The 16,574-nt window shown below is 64.8% G+C and carries 16 protein-coding genes; 13 read left to right on the forward strand and 3 right to left on the reverse strand.

Translation table 11 applies throughout. The features are described 5' to 3' along the window. Positions 1-133 precede the first annotated feature (133 nt). Positions 134-1,306, reverse strand: a complete 1,173-nt coding sequence (locus tag ABIE20_RS27285; RefSeq protein WP_429508644.1) for a sugar transporter — start codon at positions 1,304-1,306, stop codon at positions 134-136. A gap of 226 nt (positions 1,307-1,532) precedes the next feature. Between ABIE20_RS27285 and ABIE20_RS27290 the strand changes: the two genes are divergently transcribed. The 7 genes from ABIE20_RS27290 (at position 1,533) to ABIE20_RS27320 (ending at position 7,157) form a co-directional block, all read left to right on the forward strand. Further along, positions 1,533-2,108, forward strand: a complete 576-nt coding sequence (locus ABIE20_RS27290) for an NADAR family protein (protein ID WP_429508646.1) — start codon at positions 1,533-1,535, stop codon at positions 2,106-2,108. A gap of 62 nt (positions 2,109-2,170) precedes the next feature. After that, the gene (locus ABIE20_RS27295; protein ID WP_010222367.1) at positions 2,171-2,395 is read left to right on the forward strand and encodes a hypothetical protein; all 225 of its coding nucleotides are present in this window, start codon (positions 2,171-2,173) and stop codon (positions 2,393-2,395) included. A gap of 133 nt (positions 2,396-2,528) precedes the next feature. Beyond that, positions 2,529-4,028 carry a glycolate oxidase subunit GlcD gene (gene glcD, locus ABIE20_RS27300; RefSeq protein ID WP_429508648.1) on the forward strand — a complete coding sequence of 500 codons (1,500 nt, stop codon included), beginning with the start codon at positions 2,529-2,531 and terminating at the stop codon, positions 4,026-4,028. Continuing rightward, the gene (gene glcE, locus ABIE20_RS27305) at positions 4,028-5,083 is read left to right on the forward strand and encodes a glycolate oxidase subunit GlcE (protein WP_429508650.1); all 1,056 of its coding nucleotides are present in this window, start codon (positions 4,028-4,030) and stop codon (positions 5,081-5,083) included. Before glcD ends, glcE begins: the two co-directional genes overlap by 1 nt. A 3-nt stretch (positions 5,084-5,086) precedes the next feature. Further along, positions 5,087-6,322 carry a glycolate oxidase subunit GlcF gene (gene glcF / locus ABIE20_RS27310; protein WP_429508652.1) on the forward strand — a complete coding sequence of 412 codons (1,236 nt, stop codon included), beginning with the start codon at positions 5,087-5,089 and terminating at the stop codon, positions 6,320-6,322. Positions 6,323-6,364: 42 nt separating this feature from the next. Continuing rightward, entirely contained in the window at positions 6,365-6,628 is a 264-nt protein-coding gene (locus ABIE20_RS27315; RefSeq protein WP_429508654.1) for a PepSY domain-containing protein, read from the forward strand. 1 nt (position 6,629) lies between these two features. Continuing rightward, positions 6,630-7,157, forward strand: a complete 528-nt coding sequence (locus tag ABIE20_RS27320; RefSeq protein WP_429508656.1) for a cytochrome b/b6 domain-containing protein — start codon at positions 6,630-6,632, stop codon at positions 7,155-7,157. 78 nt (positions 7,158-7,235) lie between these two features. On the opposite strand, the gene ABIE20_RS27325 is transcribed toward ABIE20_RS27320, so the two are convergent. Both ABIE20_RS27325 and ABIE20_RS27330 read right to left on the reverse strand, forming a co-directional pair. Then, the gene (locus tag ABIE20_RS27325) at positions 7,236-7,718 is read right to left on the reverse strand and encodes a copper chaperone PCu(A)C (protein ID WP_429508658.1); all 483 of its coding nucleotides are present in this window, start codon (positions 7,716-7,718) and stop codon (positions 7,236-7,238) included. Further along, a complete protein-coding gene (locus tag ABIE20_RS27330) occupies positions 7,718-8,329 on the reverse strand; it encodes an SCO family protein (protein ID WP_038995914.1) in 612 nt (203 codons plus the stop codon). The genes ABIE20_RS27325 and ABIE20_RS27330 overlap by 1 nt, the downstream gene beginning before the upstream one ends. 231 nt (positions 8,330-8,560) lie before the next feature. Here ABIE20_RS27330 and ABIE20_RS27335 point away from each other — a divergent pair, with 231 nt between their 5' ends. From ABIE20_RS27335 to ABIE20_RS27360, 6 genes are all read left to right on the forward strand, one after another. Then, entirely contained in the window at positions 8,561-8,980 is a 420-nt protein-coding gene (locus ABIE20_RS27335) for a heme-binding protein (protein ID WP_429508661.1), read from the forward strand. Positions 8,981-9,077: 97 nt separating this feature from the next. Continuing rightward, the gene (locus tag ABIE20_RS27340) at positions 9,078-11,021 is read left to right on the forward strand and encodes an autotransporter outer membrane beta-barrel domain-containing protein (RefSeq protein WP_429508662.1); all 1,944 of its coding nucleotides are present in this window, start codon (positions 9,078-9,080) and stop codon (positions 11,019-11,021) included. 128 nt (positions 11,022-11,149) lie between these two features. Continuing rightward, positions 11,150-12,130 carry an aliphatic sulfonate ABC transporter substrate-binding protein gene (locus tag ABIE20_RS27345; RefSeq protein WP_429508664.1) on the forward strand — a complete coding sequence of 327 codons (981 nt, stop codon included), beginning with the start codon at positions 11,150-11,152 and terminating at the stop codon, positions 12,128-12,130. Between the two features lie 9 nt (positions 12,131-12,139). Further along, complete coding sequence (locus ABIE20_RS27350) at positions 12,140-13,501, forward strand: LLM class flavin-dependent oxidoreductase (RefSeq protein WP_429508665.1); 1,362 nt, start codon at positions 12,140-12,142, stop codon at positions 13,499-13,501. Positions 13,502-13,547: 46 nt separating this feature from the next. Then, on the forward strand, positions 13,548-14,162 hold the full coding sequence (locus tag ABIE20_RS27355) for an START domain-containing protein (RefSeq protein WP_429508667.1): 615 nt from the start codon (positions 13,548-13,550) through the stop codon (positions 14,160-14,162). Positions 14,163-14,264: 102 nt separating this feature from the next. Continuing rightward, positions 14,265-16,241, forward strand: coding sequence for an alkyl/aryl-sulfatase (locus ABIE20_RS27360; RefSeq protein WP_429508669.1), 1,977 nt, complete (start codon positions 14,265-14,267; stop codon positions 16,239-16,241). Positions 16,242-16,574 lie beyond the last annotated feature (333 nt).

Genomic DNA, 16,574 nt, shown 5'->3' on the forward strand with positions numbered 1-16,574 from the left:
GTCAGCACATCAGATGTGGCTGAATTGCGACCGCTTCGCGCTCGATCGCCGGCAAGGCCAGCTCCCACCGGTCCGTTGAATGCAGATCCACTGTGGGAGCCGGCCTTGCCGGCGATGGGCTGCAAAGCAGCCCCTAGGCGCGGGCAAAACGGTAGGTCGTCACCGCACACAACAGCAACCCGGCCAGGGCCAGCGATCCGCCGACATAGCCGATATTGCCCAGGCCCATGTGCACGCTGACCAGGCTGCCGATCAACGCCCCGGCGCCAATGCCGATGTTATAAATGCCAGAGAACATGGCCATGGCCACGTCGGTGGCGTCCGAGGCAAGAATCAGCACCTTGGACTGCAGCGCCAGGCTGAAGCACATGATCGACACGCCCCAGAACACGCTCAAGGTGCCCAGCAGGCTGAAGTCGCCGGCCAAGGGCAGCAACAGCAGCAGACAGGTCGCCAGCATGGCGATCGCGCCGATCAAAAAGCCCTGCGGGAATCGCTCGCTGTAGCGGCTGAACAGCACCGAACCAAACACCCCGGCGCCGCCAAACAGCAACAGCAGCACGGTGGTCAGTTCGCCGCCAATCTGCGCGACGTTCAGGGCAAACGGCTCGATGTAGCTGTAGGCGGTGAACTGCGCGGCAATCACCAGCGCCACCAGCACGTACACGGTCACCAGCGCCGGGCGCTTGAACAGCACCGGTACGCTGCGCAACGAGCCGGAGTTCTGGCTCGGCAGCAGCGGCAGCGATTTGACCAGGCACAGCAACGTTGCCAAAGCCACCCCGGCAATCGCCAGGAAGGTCGTGCGCCAGCCCAGGGCCTCGCCCACCACCCGCCCCAGCGGGATGCCCATGACCATCGCCAGGGTGGTGCCGGTCGCCAGCAACCCCAGGGCCTTGGCCTGCTGCCCCGGCGGCGCCACGCGTACCGCAAGCGAGGCCGTAATGGCCCAGAACACCGCATGGGCCAAGGCGATGCCGATACGGCTGACCAGCAGCATGCCGAAGCTCTGCGCCACCCCCGAGAGCAAATGGCTGAGGATGAACAAGGCAAAGACGATGATCAGCAACTTGCGCCGCTCGATGTTGCGCGTCAGCAGCATCATCGGCAACGAGGCCAGGGCCACCACCCAGGCATAGATGGTCAGCATCAGGCCGACCTGGGCGGTGGCCATGTCGAAGCTGCGGCCGATGTCGCTGAGCAGCGCCACCGGGACGAATTCAGTGGTGTTGAAAATGAAGGCCGCCAGGGCCAGGGCGATGACACTCAGCCAACTGCCGGTTCGCGCATCCACGGATGTATTCATGAGTAAAGCCTTGCTCCGAGTCGTTTGCGGTTGCCGGGAACGAAAACGCGCCCAGCGCCAGACACTCATGCCGGTCGGGCCTGAGTGAAGCGTGTGCGCTGAGGAATGATTTATAAGTATGCGGGGTATCGCTTGCTGGCAAGGATAGTACGTCAGCACCGAGGCTGTCACAACCGCGCGGGCGTGGAGTACCATGGCCCGATTCGTTCATGGAAGACTCCCCGCTATGTCGCAACCCTCCCAGGCTCTGGCCAACATCCTCGACAATGACAGCCTGATCGGCGCTATCGACCAGGGCCTGATGCCGCAGTACCTGTACTTCTGGGGCCACCGGCAAAAGGTCGAGGGCAAGCCGGACAAAAGCTGCTTCAGCCAGTGGTTCGAGGCCGGCTTCAAGGAGCACGGCCTCCACTACCCCAGCGCCGAACACTACATGATGGCCGGCAAGGCACGGTTGTTCGACGACCAGGCAACGCTGGCGAAAATCCTCGCCGCAGGCACGCCGGCCGAAGCCAAGAAGCTTGGCCGCGAAGTCACCGGCTACGATGACGCCGCCTGGGTGGCCGAGCGCTCGGCCATCGTCGAGCAGGCCAACCTGCTCAAGTTCGAACAGAACCCTGGGCTGCGCACATTTCTACTCTCTACCGCCGGCCAGGTGCTGGTCGAGGCCAGCCCGGTCGATAGCATCTGGGGCATCGGCCTGGACGCCAAGGCCGCGCAAGCGGCCGATCCGCGCCAGTGGCAAGGGCTGAACCTGCTCGGTTATGCCTTGATGCGCGTGCGCGAGCGTCTGGCTGGCTGAGGGCCCAGCGCAGGATTTTTCTGCGCTGCTACACTTTATTCGCGCAGATGGAGGATTCCCTCATGTCCGATAAAGAGATCACCACAGCCCTTAACCTGATCAACCAGCGCCAGGCCCGGCTCGCTTCGGCGTGCAAGGAGATTGCCGACTGGATCGACCGCCAGGGCGATGTGCCGGTGGCCGGCAAGATCCGCGACACGCTCAAGGCCGTCGAAGCCGACGATCAGCTGGTCAGAAAAACCCTCACCTCACTGAGCGTCGAACGCCCACTGCCCCGTTTCCGCTAGCCCGCAGAGGCGGGTGGCGGGTGCGCGACACGCGTGAGGTCAATCGCCCAAGACCCTGGGTCGCCAGTGCCAGGTGCTGTTTATCGTCTACGATTTCCAGCAACTTCTGGCACATTCCGGTGACTGGCTGTCAATGAATATCCTTTACGACGAAAACGTCGATGGTGCCCTGCCCGCTGTCGACAAGCAGGCGCTGCTGCTGGCCTTGCAGGCACACCTGCCCGATCTCGATATCCTCCACGCCGAGGAAGACCTCAAGCCGTACGAATGCGATGGCCTCTCGGCCTACCGCAGCACGCCGATGCTGGTGCTGTTGCCGCATACCCTGGAGCAGGTGCAGGGCATCCTAAGGCTGTGTTTTGCCCGCAAGGTGCCGGTGGTCGCCCGTGGCGCCGGCACGGGGCTCTCGGGCGGTGCCTTGCCCCTGGAAAAAGGCGTGCTGCTGGTGATGGCGCGTTTTAACAAGATCCTCGCCATCGACCCCGCTGCGCGCACCGCACGGGTGCAGCCGGGGGTACGTAACCTGGCGATTTCCCAGGCCGCCGCGCCTTATGAGCTGTATTACGCGCCCGACCCTTCTTCGCAGATCGCCTGTTCGATCGGCGGCAACGTCGCCGAAAATGCCGGCGGCGTGCACTGCCTGAAGTACGGCCTGACCGTGCACAACCTGCTCAAGGTCGAGATCCTAACCGTTGAAGGCGAATGCCTGACCCTCGGCGCCGACAGCCTCGACGCCCCAGGCTTTGACCTGCTGGCGCTGTTTACCGGTTCTGAAGGCATGCTCGGGATCATCACCGAGGTGACGGTCAAGCTGCTGCCCAAACCGCAGCTGGCCAAGGTGCTACTGGCGGCCTTCGACTCAGTGGAAAAAGCCGGGCGCGCGGTCGGCGACATCATCGCTGCCGGGATCATTCCCGGTGGCCTGGAGATGATGGACAACCTGGCGATCCGCGCCGCTGAAGATTTCATTCATGCCGGCTACCCGGTCGACGCCGAGGCGATTCTGCTCTGCGAACTGGATGGCGTCGAAGCCGATGTGCACGACGATTGCGAGCGGGTGCGCGCCCTGCTCGAACAGGCCGGCGCTAGCGAAGTACGCCAGGCCCGTGACGAAGTGGAGCGGGTGAAGTTCTGGGCCGGGCGCAAGAACGCCTTTCCGGCGGTCGGGCGAATCTCTGCCGACTACTACTGCATGGACGGCACCATCCCGCGCCGCGAGCTGCCCCATGTGCTGCAGCGCATCGCCGCGCTGTCGCACAAATATGACCTGCGGGTGGCCAACGTCTTTCATGCCGGCGACGGCAATATGCACCCGCTGATCCTCTTCGACGCCAACCAGCCGGGCGAGCTGGAACGCGCCGAAGCCTTTGGCGGCGAGATTCTCGAACTGTGCGTGAGCGTCGGCGGTAGCATCACCGGCGAACACGGCGTCGGCCGCGAGAAGATCAACCAGATGTGCGCGCAGTTCAGCAGCGACGAGCTGACCCTGTTCCACGCGGTCAAGGCCGCCTTCGATCCCCATGGCCTGCTCAATCCCGGCAAGAACATCCCGACCCTGCAGCGCTGCGCCGAGTTTGGCGCCATGCATGTGCACGCCGGGCAACTGCCCTTCCCCGACCTGGAGCGCTTCTGATGCTGGCGCACAACAACGATGCCAGCCAGGCGCTGCTCGAACAGGTCAACCAGGCCCGCGCCGAGGGCACACCCTTGCGCATTCGTGGCGGCGCCAGCAAGGCTTATCTCGGCCGCCCGGTGGCCGGGATCGAGCTCGACACCCGGGACCACCGCGGCATCGTCAATTACGACCCGACGGAGCTGGTGATCACTGCCCGCGCCGGCACGCCCCTGAGCGAATTGACGGCGGCGCTTGAGGCCGCCGGGCAGATGCTGCCCTGCGAGCCGCCGCACAGTGACGACGGCGCCACCCTCGGCGGCATGCTCGCTGCCGGCCTGTCGGGGCCACGCCGGCCCTGGGCCGGCTCGGTGCGTGACTACGTGCTCGGCACCCGGGTGATCAGCGGCCTGGGCCTGCACCTGCGCTTTGGTGGCGAGGTGATGAAGAACGTTGCCGGCTACGACCTGTCGCGGCTGATGGCCGGCAGCTTCGGCTGCCTGGGGCTGATCAGCGAGGTGTCGCTGAAAGTGCTGCCCAAGCCGCGCAGTGAAGAACACATCGCCCTGCACCTCGACCCGCAGCAAGCCCTGATGAAACTGGCGCAGTGGGGCCAGCAACCGCTGCCGATCAGCGCCGCCTGCCATGACGGCAGGGTGTTGCGCCTGCGCCTTGAAGGCGGCGAAGGTTCGGTCAAGGCCGCCCGCGACCGGCTCGGCGGTGAGCGTTTCGAGGCCAGTTGGTGGCAAGACCTGAACAACCTGCGCCTGGCGTTTTTTGCCGACCCGCGCCCGCTGTGGCGCATATCCTTGCCCAACAACAGCCCGCTGCTGGAAGTGCCCGGCGCGCAACTGCTGGACTGGGCCGGCGCCCAACGCTGGCTCAAGTCCGAAGCCCCGGCCGAGGCCATTCGCGCGGCTGCAAGCCGACTGGGCGGCCATGCCACCTGCTACAGCGCCAGCGACAGCCCGTTCCAGCCGCTGCCCGCAGCCTTGCTGCGCTATCACCAGCAACTCAAGCAGCGCCTCGACCCGCAAGGGATCTTCAACCCCGGGCGGATGTACGCGGAGATCTGAGCCATGCAAACCACCCTGAGCGATGCCGCCAAACATCTGGCCCGCGCCGAAGAGGCCGAGCGCATCCTGCGCAGTTGCGTGCACTGCGGCTTCTGCAACGCCACCTGCCCGACCTATCAACTGCTCGGCGACGAACTGGACGGCCCGCGCGGGCGCATCTACCAGATCAAGCAGGTGCTCGAAGGCCAGCCGGCCAGCGCCAAGACCCAACTGCACCTGGACCGCTGCCTGTCGTGCCGCAACTGTGAAACCACCTGCCCGTCCGGGGTCGACTACCACAACCTGCTGGACATCGGCCGCGCCGTGATTGACCAGGCGGTGGCCCGCCCGCCGCTGCAGCGGGCCTTGCGCAGCGGCCTGCGCAACCTGGCCAGCCACCCAGCGGCTTTCAAGCGCCTGGTGCAACTGGGGCGCAGCGTCGACAGCCTGCTGCCGGCAGCGCTCAAGGCCAAGCTGCCGCGCTCGCCAGCCACGGCCCAGGCACGCCCGCAAGCGCGCCATGAGCGACGGGTGTTGCTGCTTGAAGGCTGCGTGCAACCCGGCCTGTCGCCCAACACCAACGCCGCCACGGCGCGGGTCCTCGATCGCCTGGGCATCAGCGTCACCCCGTCGCCCAAGGCCGGCTGCTGCGGTGCCGTCGACTATCACCTGGATGCCCAAGCCCGTGGCCTTGAACGCGCCCGACGCAACATCGACGCCTGGTGGCCGGCCATCGAGGCCGGTGCCGAGGCCATCGTGCAGACCGCCAGCGGTTGCGGCGCCTTTATCAAGGACTACGCCAAGCTGCTGCACGGCGATGCGCAGTACGCCGGCAAGGCCCGGCGAGTCAGCGAACTGGCCAGGGACCTGGTCGAGGTCATCGCGGCCGAGCCCCTGGATAAACTGGCCTGCCACAGCGGCCAACTGCTGGCGGTGCATTGCCCGTGCAGCCTGCAGCATGCGCAGAAGCTCGGCGGCAGCGTCGAGGCCCTGCTCAAGCGCCTGGGTTTCAACCTCAGCAATGTGCCCGACGGCCACCTGTGCTGCGGCTCGGCAGGCACCTATTCGCTGACCCAGCCGGCACTGGCCAGGCAACTGCGCGACAACAAACTCGATGCCCTGGAAAGCGGTCATCCGGACCTGATCGTCACCGCCAACATCGGCTGCCAGACCCACCTCGATGGCGCCGGGCGCACCCCGGTGCGGCACTGGATCGAGCTGCTGGACGAGGCGCTAGCGAAGTCGCCAAGCCTGGCATAAGCTCAAACGGGCAGCCCCTGTTCGACAACCCGAGGACTCGTCATGCGTCATCTTCTGCTTGTCTCACTGCTGGTCATCAGCCCCGCCGTTCTGGCCAAGACCGAATGCAGCACCGCTGAAAAGAATCAATGGCAGGACCAGAACAACTTCCAGGAAGAACTGAAAAAGCAGGGCTACGAGATCAAGAAGTTCAAGGTCACCGGTGGCAATTGCTACGAGATTTACGGCAAGAACAAAGACGGCAAAAAAGTCGAGATCTACTTCGACCCGGTCACCGGCAAGAAGGTCAAGGAAGAGATCGACTGAGGTGAGCGGCGACAGCCTGCGCCTCTGGGACCCGTTGGTGCGCCTGTGCCACTGGTCGCTGGTGGTGGTGTTTGTCGGCAGCTATTTTCTCACCGAAGAAGGCGATGGCTGGCACCGCTGGCTGGGCTATTACGGCCTGGCGATCGTGCTGCTGCGCAGCGTCTGGGGTTTTGTCGGCAGCCCGGCAGCGCGCTGGGCGCACTTCTGGCCGACGCCCACGCGCTTGAAGTGGCACCTGCAGGCCCTGCTCAACGGCCAAGACTATCACCGCCTCGGCCATTCGCCGTTGGGCGCGCTGGTGATGGTACTGATGCTGCTGCTGATGGCCGGCCTTGGCGTCAGCGGCTTCATGATGGAAGAGATCTATTACTTCTGGGGCGACGACGGCCTGCGCGATATCCACGAGTTGATGGCCGATGCCCTGCTGGCGCTGGTGTGCCTGCACATTGCGGCGGCGCTGGTCGAGAGCTGGCGGCTGAAGGAGAACCTGCCGCTGTCGATGGTCACCGGCAGGCGTCGGCGGCGCTGAAACGATCGCGGATCAAGCCAGCATCCACCGAACTGTGGGCGCTGGCTTGCCAGCGGTGGGCTGCACAGCAGCCCTCTATCAGTGCTGCATATGCTGGTGATCATGCCCATGCATGGCTTGCGCATTCAGCGCCCGCACCGGCGCTTTCACTTCGATGGTCTGCTTGACGCCCTTGGCATCCTCGACCACCAGGGTCAGCGGCACTTGCTCGCCTTCCTTGAGCTGCTGGTTGAGGTCCATGAGCATCACGTGATAACCATTGGGGTCAAGGCTCACCGCCTTGCCGGCCGGCAGCGGCACACTGTCGACCTCGCCCATTTTCATCACGTCGTTTTCCATGGTCATCTGGTGCACCTGGACGGTCCTGGCCACCGGCGAGGCGACGCTGAGCAGTTTGCTGTCGGTGCTGGCGGTGAGGGTCATGAAGGCACCGCTGGACTTCTGCTGTGGCACGGTGGCGCGTGCCCAGGCGTCGCTGACGGTGGTTTCAGCCATGGCCGGCAGGGCCAGGCCGATCAGGGCCAGCGCGGCCAGGGTACGTTTGACAGGGTTGCGAAGCATTAACACACCTCCATGACAGTGAGCAGGTCTTCTGCGCACTCTTTTGCATTGAGCGAATGGGACAGGCCCAGGCGCAGCTGGCCGCGGGAATCGAAAACGTAGCTGGTCGAGGTGTGCGAGATGGTATAGGTATCGCCGGCGGGCACCTTCTCGTAGAACACACCGAACTCGCGGGCTGCCGCCGCGGTTTCTTCAAGGGTACCGGACAACGCCACGAACGACGGATCGAAGGCCTTGACGTAGGCGTCGAGCACCTCGGGGGTATCGCGCTCGGGGTCGAGGCTGATGAACACCACCTGCAAAAAGCCTGCGTCGCGGCCCATCAGCTTCTTGATCTGCACCGCGCGCGCCAGGGTGGTCGGGCACACCGCCGGGCACTGGGTGAAACCGAAGAACACCATCGGCATCGAACCCCAGAAACTCGAGAGGGTACGGACGTTGCCCTGGGTATCCTTGAGCTTGAACGAACGGCCGAGGATCTTGTTGCTCATGTCCTTGCCGTACTTGAAGTCCAGCGCGCCACCGGAACGGGGGTCGCAACCTGCAAGGGCGCCGAGGCCCAGCAGGCTGATCCCGGCAACAACCTGGCGCCGGGTCAGTAAATCAGTCATGTAACCATCCTTTCGGGAAGGTGCCAGCCCCTGGATAGAGGGGCATGTCGAGAAACCTTCGCATTTTGTCATGGCGGCGGACGCAGGTTCCAGCGCGCAGCGCCCCGTACGTCTGTATCCCAGTATTTACGGGGTGCGGCCTGTTGTCGCAGGCAGTGACAAGAAACATCCAGCAACGTCTACGGTAATAATGACGCATCCGTTCGCCCCTCAACCCGTGGAGCCATCCCCATGCTCAGCAAAGCCGTACTGACCCAGCACGAAGTCGCGCAACTGCTTGCCGCCGCACGCACCGAAGCCCAGGCCAACCAGTGGGCGGTGAGCATCGCCGTGGTCGATGACGGCGGCCACCCGCTGGCCCTGGAACGCCTGGACGGCTGCCCGCCGATCAGCGCCTACATCGCCCAGGAAAAGGCCCGTACCGCGGCCCTGGGGCGCAAGGACAGCAAGGTCTACGAAGACATCATCAACGGCGGGCGCACGGCCTTTCTCTCGGTGCCAGTGCTAAACGCCACCCTTGAAGGCGGCGTGCCGCTACGGGTAGATGGCCAGGTGATTGGCGCGGTGGGGGTTTCGGGGGTCAAGTCCGAGCAGGATGCGCAGGTGGCCAAGGTGGCGATCGACGCATTGCTGGCGCAACTAAACAGCTAATTTCCTACATCAGTCACAAAACGGTACACATCCTGCTTGCTGCGAGGCGGCGCATCCTATGATGCGCCTTTCGTAACGACACATAAGGAAAAGTGCCGTGTTCAAACCGTTAGCAGTCGCTGTAAGCCTGGGTTGTGCAATGTTGTCATCCGGCGCCAGCGCCTATGAATATGGGGAATATGCCGGGCAGACCCTGGACCGTCTGATCAACGACTACCCCGGGCGTTACCGCGGTACCGCCAGTTTCGAAGGTGCTACCGCCCTGATGCAAGCGCAACTGGGCTTCGGCTACCAGACCCGCCGTCAGGACTTCACCTGGGCCGGCAACCGCAGTTCGCAGAACGTCATCGCTTCAGCCGCGGGCCAGAACAGCACCTACGTGGTGCTCGGCGCCCACTACGACACCTACTTCGGCCGCCCCACCCTGCAAGGCCTGGACGACAACGCCTCGGGCGCCGCCGTGCTCACCGAGATCGCCCGCAACCTGGGCGGCGTGGCCCTGGAAAACGGCCTGGAAGTGGTCGGTTTTGGTGCCGAGGAAGAAGGCCTGCGCGGTTCGCGCGCCTATGTCGCGTCATTGAGCGACAGCCAGCGCGCCAACCTGTTGGGCATGATCAACCTCGACAGCCTGATCACCGGCGACAAGATGTACGCCCATGCCGCCAGCAACAGCGTTGCCAACCCGGCCCTGGGCGCCTACCGCGACCAGTTGCTGCGCATCGCCCAGGAGCTGGACATCCCGCTGTTCACCAACCCCGGCCTGAACCCCGAATACCCGGCCGGCACCGGCTGCTGCAGCGACGGCGAAAGCTTCAACGGCCTCAACGTGCCGGTGCTGTTCATCGAGGCCACCAATTGGGAGCTGGGTGAACTGGACGGCTACGAGCAGACCGACAACCCGGCGATTCCCGGCGGCTCGACCTGGCACGACCCGGCTGAAGACAACCAGCAAGTGCTGACCAACGCCTTCGGCCAGCAGCGCATCGACCAGCGCCTGAGCGACTTCTCGCGGCTGCTGACGCGCCTGGTGCTGGAACTGACCAACGCCGACCTGCTCGCCTCCACCGCCTCCGGCGGCGCCATGGCGCGGCAGATGGAAGACCAGTTGCAACGCCAGCACCAGGCCCTGACCCGCCTGCATGACCGCCGCTGGCTGAGCCTGCTGGACGCCACACGGGCAGTCGGCAGCTTTGATGGTGAAGTGGGTGTGGAAGGCGAAGTTTCACCTGACAGCGGTTTCGACGCGCCGGGCAACCCCGAGTCGAAACGCGTGGGTGTCTATGGTGTTGGCGATTACCGCCTCAATGACGCCCTGACTGTCGGTGCCAGCCTGAGCTTTCAGCGCAGCCGCGATTCTCTCGACCATGGCGGGCGCATCGAAGGCGACGCCTGGCAGGCCGGGCTGTTTGCCCTGCTCAACGACGGCGGTCCGCAATGGCTGGCCGGCGAGCTGAGCGCCGGGCATACACGCTTTGATACCAAGCGCTCGGTGTACATCCAGGCCAACAACGGCCCGGTGCTGCTCGACCAGCGCCTGTCCGGCGACACCTCGGCGTGGTTCTGGGGTGCGCGCCTCGACGGTGGCTACGACTTCAGCTTCGGCGCCCTGAAGACCGGCCCGGTGGCGGGCCTGGACTACATGCACTACCGCATCGACGACTTCCACGAAGACCAGGCCCTGCGCACCGCCCTGGGCTACGAGAAGCAGAGCTACGACGCCCTCGAAGCCAGCCTTGGCTGGCGCCTGCATGGCAGCGTTGGCCTGGGCGCGAACATGGCCCTGCAACCCTACGCCAGCGTACGCTGGGTACGCGAACTGGCCGATGGCCGCCTGGATGAGATCGACCTCACCAGCAATGCCGACGGCCGTGTGCGGGTAGCGGACATGGGCAGCGTCGACAAGGACTTTGGCCGCGCGCAAGTGGGCGCGCAATTGATGTTCACCGAGCAGTTGGGGGTGTTTGCCGAGGTCAACAGCCGCTTTGCCCATAGCGAGGGTAATCAGGCTGGCTATTCCCTGGGTGTGCAGTGGCAGTTCTGAATCAATAAAATAAAAGGATATAAAAATAACAAAACAATCTAACAATTTGGAATAAACAAATTGAAGGGCCTGCGCGGGCTCCTTATATTTTCGGGCATGCCTTGCCCTTGAATCCCAGGAGTCCGCCCATGTCGCACACGCCCCATTCCCCCCTGCGTCGCCTGCTCACCGGCGGCTTGTTTGCCGCCCTGGCAGCGCTGATCCTGCCCGCCCCGCTGGCCCATGCCGAAGCGAGCAAGACCCTGCGCATCGGCTACCAGAAGTTCAACAGCATCAACATCCTCAAAGGCAGCGGCGCCCTGGAAAAAGCCCTGGAGCCACAAGGGGTGAAAGTCAGCTGGTACGAATTCGCCGCCGGCCCGCAGCTGCTCGAGGCGCTGAGCACCGGCGCCATCGACCTTGGTCATGCCGCCGATGCGCCATCGGTGTTCGCCCAGGCCGCCGGCAAGCCGGTGGTGTACCTGGCCGCCGAGCAGCCCTACCCCAAGGGCATCGGCCTGGTGGTGCGCGACCAGGACCATATCGCCAACGTCGCCGCCCTCAAGGGCCAGCGCGTGGCCACCGGCCGCGGCTGGAACGCCCAGTACCTGCTGGCCGTGGCCCTGCAGGACGCCGGCCTGAGCTACAAGGACATCACCCCGGCCTACGTCAACAATGCCGCCGACGCCGTGGCCGCCCTGCAGTCCGGCAGCGTGCAGGCCGTGACCCTGTGGGACCCCTTCCTGGCCGCCGCTGAACAACAACCGGGCCTGAAGAACCTGCGCGATGGCAGCGGGCTGTCCAACAACCGCACCTTCTACCTGTCGTCGGCGGCCTTTGCCGATGACAACCGCGCATTGCTGAAGACCTTCTTCAGCGAACTGGCCAAGGTCAGCAGTTGGGCCAACCAGAAACCCGATGAAGTTGCCGCCCTGCTGGCGCCGCAACTGGGCATCGGCGCCGACGTGCTGCAGGTGGCCAGCGAGCGGCGCAACTACAACGCCGTGGCCATTGACGCGAAAATCACTGCCGAGCAGCAAAAGCTTGCCGACACCTTCCAGGGCCTGGGCCTGATCCCCAAAGCGCTGAAGGTGGCCGATGCGGTCTACCCGGTGTCGGTCCTGCCCTGAGTACAGACCATGTCCAAGACCATCCGCTTCAACGCCTTCAGCATGAACGCCGCCACCCACCAGTCCCCCGGGCTGTGGCGCCATCCGCGCAACACCAGCGTCGATTTCAATCGCCTGGGCTACTGGACCGACCTCGCCCGCCTGCTCGAACGCGGGCTGTTCGATGCGCTGTTCATTGCCGATGTGCTGGGTATCTATGACGTCTACCAGGGCAGCGCCGACGGCGCCCTGCGCGGCGGCGTGCAGGTGCCGGTCAACGACCCGCTGCTGATTGTCCCGGCCATGGCCGGGGTCACCGAACACCTGGGCTTTGGCATCACCTTTTCGCTGACCTACGAGCACCCGTACCCCTTCGCCCGGCGCATGTCCACGCTCGATCACCTGAGCGCCGGGCGGGTGGGCTGGAACATCGTCACCGGTTACCTCGACAGCGCCGCACGCAACCTTGGCCTGGCCCGGCAACTGGGCCACGACGAGCGCTACGAGCTGGCCGAGGAATACCTGCAGGTGCTGTACAAGCTGTGGGAAAAAAGCTGGGACGACGATGCCGTGGTGCAAGACCGCGGCAGCGGCCAGTTCCTCGACCCGGCCCGGGTGCACCCGATCAACCACCAGGGCGCACACTTCCAGGTGCCCGGCATTCATCTGAGCCAGCCTTCGCCGCAGCGCACGCCGGTGCTGTTCCAGGCCGGCGCCTCGCCGCGGGGCCTGCGCTTTGCCGCCGATCATGCCGAATGCGTGTTCATCAGCGCGCCGACCCAGGCAGCGCTGAGCGGTTATGTTGAAGGCATCCGCAAGGCCACCCGTGACGCCGGCCGGCCTGAACAGGACGTGCTGATCTACGCCCAGGCGCTGCTGATCGTCGCCGAGAGTCGGCAGGCGGCCGAGGCCAAGCTGCAGGAGTACCGCCAGTATGTGGACGTCGAGGCGGCGCTGACCCTGCTGTCGGGCTGGACCGGTATCGACTTCGCAGGCGTCGACCCCGACTCGTTGATCGAATACATCGACAACGACGCCGGGCGCACCGCCCTGGCGGTGTTCACCAAGGCCGACCCGAACCGGCGCTGGACCGTGCGCGAAGCGGCTGAGTTCGTCAGCCTCGGCGGCCGTGGACCGGTGTTGCTCGGCTCACCTGCACAGATTGCCGATCAACTGGAAGACTGGCTCGACAGCACCGGTATCGACGGTTTCAACCTCACCTATGCGGTGGTGCCCGACGACCTGCAAGCGGTGGTCGAGCAGGTGGTGCCCGAGCTGCAACGCCGTGGCCGTTATCGCACGGCGTATGAACACGGCACCTTGCGCCACAAGCTGTTCGGCCGCGGTGACCGTTTGCAAGCCGAACACAAGGGCCGGCTCGTCCAGATCTGATCCCAGGCACTATGCTCTGAACAGTCCCCCGCCGCTGGAGCTGTTCATGAGCCTTCGCTTTGTCTTGTGTCTGATGCTGGTCATCAGCAGTGGCGTCGGCGCCGCTGAACAGTGGCACCTGGCGCAGGATGAAGACGGTATCCGGGTTTACCTCAGCGATGTGCCGGGTTCGCCCTACCAGCAGTTTCGCGGCGTGGCGTTGATCAAGGCCAGTGTGTCGACCTTGAGCGAGCTGCAGGAAAACCTGCGGGTCGCCTGCAAATGGCTGTACGGCTGCGCCGACATGCGCCTGCTCAAGGTCGAGGGCGACAGCACCTGGGTCTACCTGACCACCGCCCTGCCCTGGCCGGCCAGCACCCGCGACATGGTGATCCAGGTGCAGAGCGAGCGCCGCGACGACGGCAGCCTGGTGCGTCGTCTCAAGGCCGTGCCGGGTATGGTCAAGCATGTGCCGGGGCAGATCCGCGTGCGCCAGCTCCAGGGCCTGTGGACCCTGGTGCCCAAAGGCGAGCAACTCACCGAAGTGACCTACCAACTGCAGGCTGACCCGGCCGGGGACATCCCCTCGTGGCTGGCCAACCAGTTCGTCCTCGATGCCCCCAGCGTGTCCTTGCGCACCTTGCGTGCCGTGGCCGAGCGTCAAGGTGGTGCTGCGCCCTGAACAGCGCTTGCATGGTTTTTGTCGTCCGCGGCTTGTTGCCGGGCCGTGCCCGAGCCTTAGGCTCGAAGGCGTGTGCCATAACGACAAAAAAATGGAGTTGCCATGCCCTTCCCAACCCAGCACCCGCGTACACGCCTGGCCTGCCTGATCGCAACGTGGTGCCTGAGCCAGTCGCTGCACGCAGCCCAAGCCCCGGCCGCCGCCAGCGAACAGACGCGTAGCAGCAATGCCGCCGTGCTGAGCCAGCTGCCGTTCACCGACCGCGCCGACTACCAGGCAGTTACCCGCGGCCTGATTGCGCCGTTCACCGGCCAGGTCAACGACGCTGCCGGCAAGCCGGTATGGAGCCTTGAAGGCTACAAATTCCTCGCCGCCGAAGGCAGCCCCGACAGCGTCAACCCCAGCCTCTGGCGCCTGGCCCAGCTCAATGCCCATGCGGGCCTGTTCGAGGTAGCGCCGCGGCTGTATCAGGTGCGCGGCCTGGACCTGGCCAACATGACCCTTATCGAAGGCGACGACGGGCTGATCATCATCGACCCGCTGACCACCGCTGAAACTGCCCGCGCCGCGTTACAGCTGTACTACCAGAACCGCCCGCACAAGCCGGTGGTGGCGGTGATCTACAGCCACAGCCACACCGACCATTTTGGCGGCGTGCGCGGGGTGATCGATGAGGCAGACGTCAAGGCCGGCAAGGTCAAGGTGTTCGCCCCCAGCGGCTTCATGGAACACGTGATGAGCGAGAACGTCTACGCCGGCAACGCCATGAGCCGGCGCGCCCAGTACCAGTTCGGCCTGTACCTGCCGCGTGGCGCCCAGGGCCAGGTCGACACCGGCATCGGCAAGGCCTTGGCCACCGGTGGCACCATCACCCTGATCGCACCCACCGAGCTGATCAGCAAGCCGTACGAGACGCGCACCGTGGCCGGTATCGAGCTTGAATTCCAGTTGACCCCGGGTACCGAAGCGCCAGCGGAAATGAACCTGTACCTGCCGCAGTTCAAGGCCTTGGGCATTGCCGAAAATGCCTCGCAGACCATGCACAACATCCTCACCCCGCGCGGCGCCCAGGTACGTGACGCCAAGGCCTGGTCGCAGTACCTGGACGCCAGCCTGAGCCGTTACGGCGACAAAACCGAGGTGCTGTTCGGCCAGCACAACTGGCCGACCTGGGGCGCGGACCAGGTGCGCACGCTGATCGCCGACCAGCGCGACATGTATGCCTTCCTCAACGACCGCACCTTGCACTTGCTCAACCAGGGCCTGACGCCGATGGAAATCGCGCAGAACATGCAGACCCTGCCCGGGGAGCTGGCGAACAAGTGGTACACCCGTGGCTACTACGGCTCGCTGAGCCACAACGCGCGGGCGGTGTACCAGCGCTACATGGGCTTTTACGACGGCAACCCGGCCAACCTCAACCCGCTGCCACCGGTCGAGAGCGCCCGGCACTATGTCCAGGCCATGGGTGGCGGCGAGGCGGTGCTGGCCAAGGTGCGGGCAGCGATGGACAAAGGCGAATACCGCTGGGCGGTACAACTGGGCAACCAGCTGCTGTTTGCCGAGCCGGACAACCCCGAGGCACGCAGTGTACAGGCGCAAGCCCTGGAGCAGCTCGGCTACCAGAGCGAGAACGCCACCTGGCGCAACATGTACCTGACCGGCGCCATGGAACTGCGCGACGGCGTGCCGAGCCAGGCGGGCAGTTCGGTGTCGGTGGACATGGTGCGGGCGCTGACTGCGGACATGTTCTTCGACTACATGGCCGTAAGGGTCGATGTCGACAAGGCGGTGGGCCATGACCTGAACCTGAACTGGAGCTTTACCGAGCCGGACCAGGCCTACAACCTGACCTTGCGCAATGGTGTGCTGACCCACCGAGCGGGCCTGAACCCCAAGGCTGATGCCAGCTTGAGTATGAACAAGGCGACCCTTGAGCAGATCAGCCTCAAGCAGCTGGACTTCCCGACGGCGATGCAAAAAGGCCTGATCAAGGTCGACGGCAACGGCAAAAAAATCGCCGAGCTGCTGGGCACCCTCGACAGCTTCAGCCCACAGTTCAACATCGTCACGCCTTGAAGGCCCCATCGCGGGTCAAGCCCACACACAATGGTTCGGTGCACACCGAACCTGTGGGGGCCGGCCTTGCCGGCGATCGAGCCCGCAGGGCTCGTAATCCAGTCAGCACCTGATGTGCTGGCTGCACTGGCCTCATCGCCGGCAACGCCGGCTCCTACAATGGTTCGGTGTACGCCAAACCTGTGGGAGCTGGCCTTGCCGGCGATCGAGCCCGCAGGGGTCGCATTCCTGACAACACCTGGTGTGCTGACTGGACTGGCCCTATCGCTGGCAAGGCCAGCTCCCACAATAAATCTGTGTACACCTGTCCTGCCGGCGATCGAGCCCGCAGGG

The organism is Pseudomonas sp. 2835 (assembly GCF_050435905.1).
Lineage (GTDB): Bacteria > Pseudomonadota > Gammaproteobacteria > Pseudomonadales > Pseudomonadaceae > Aquipseudomonas.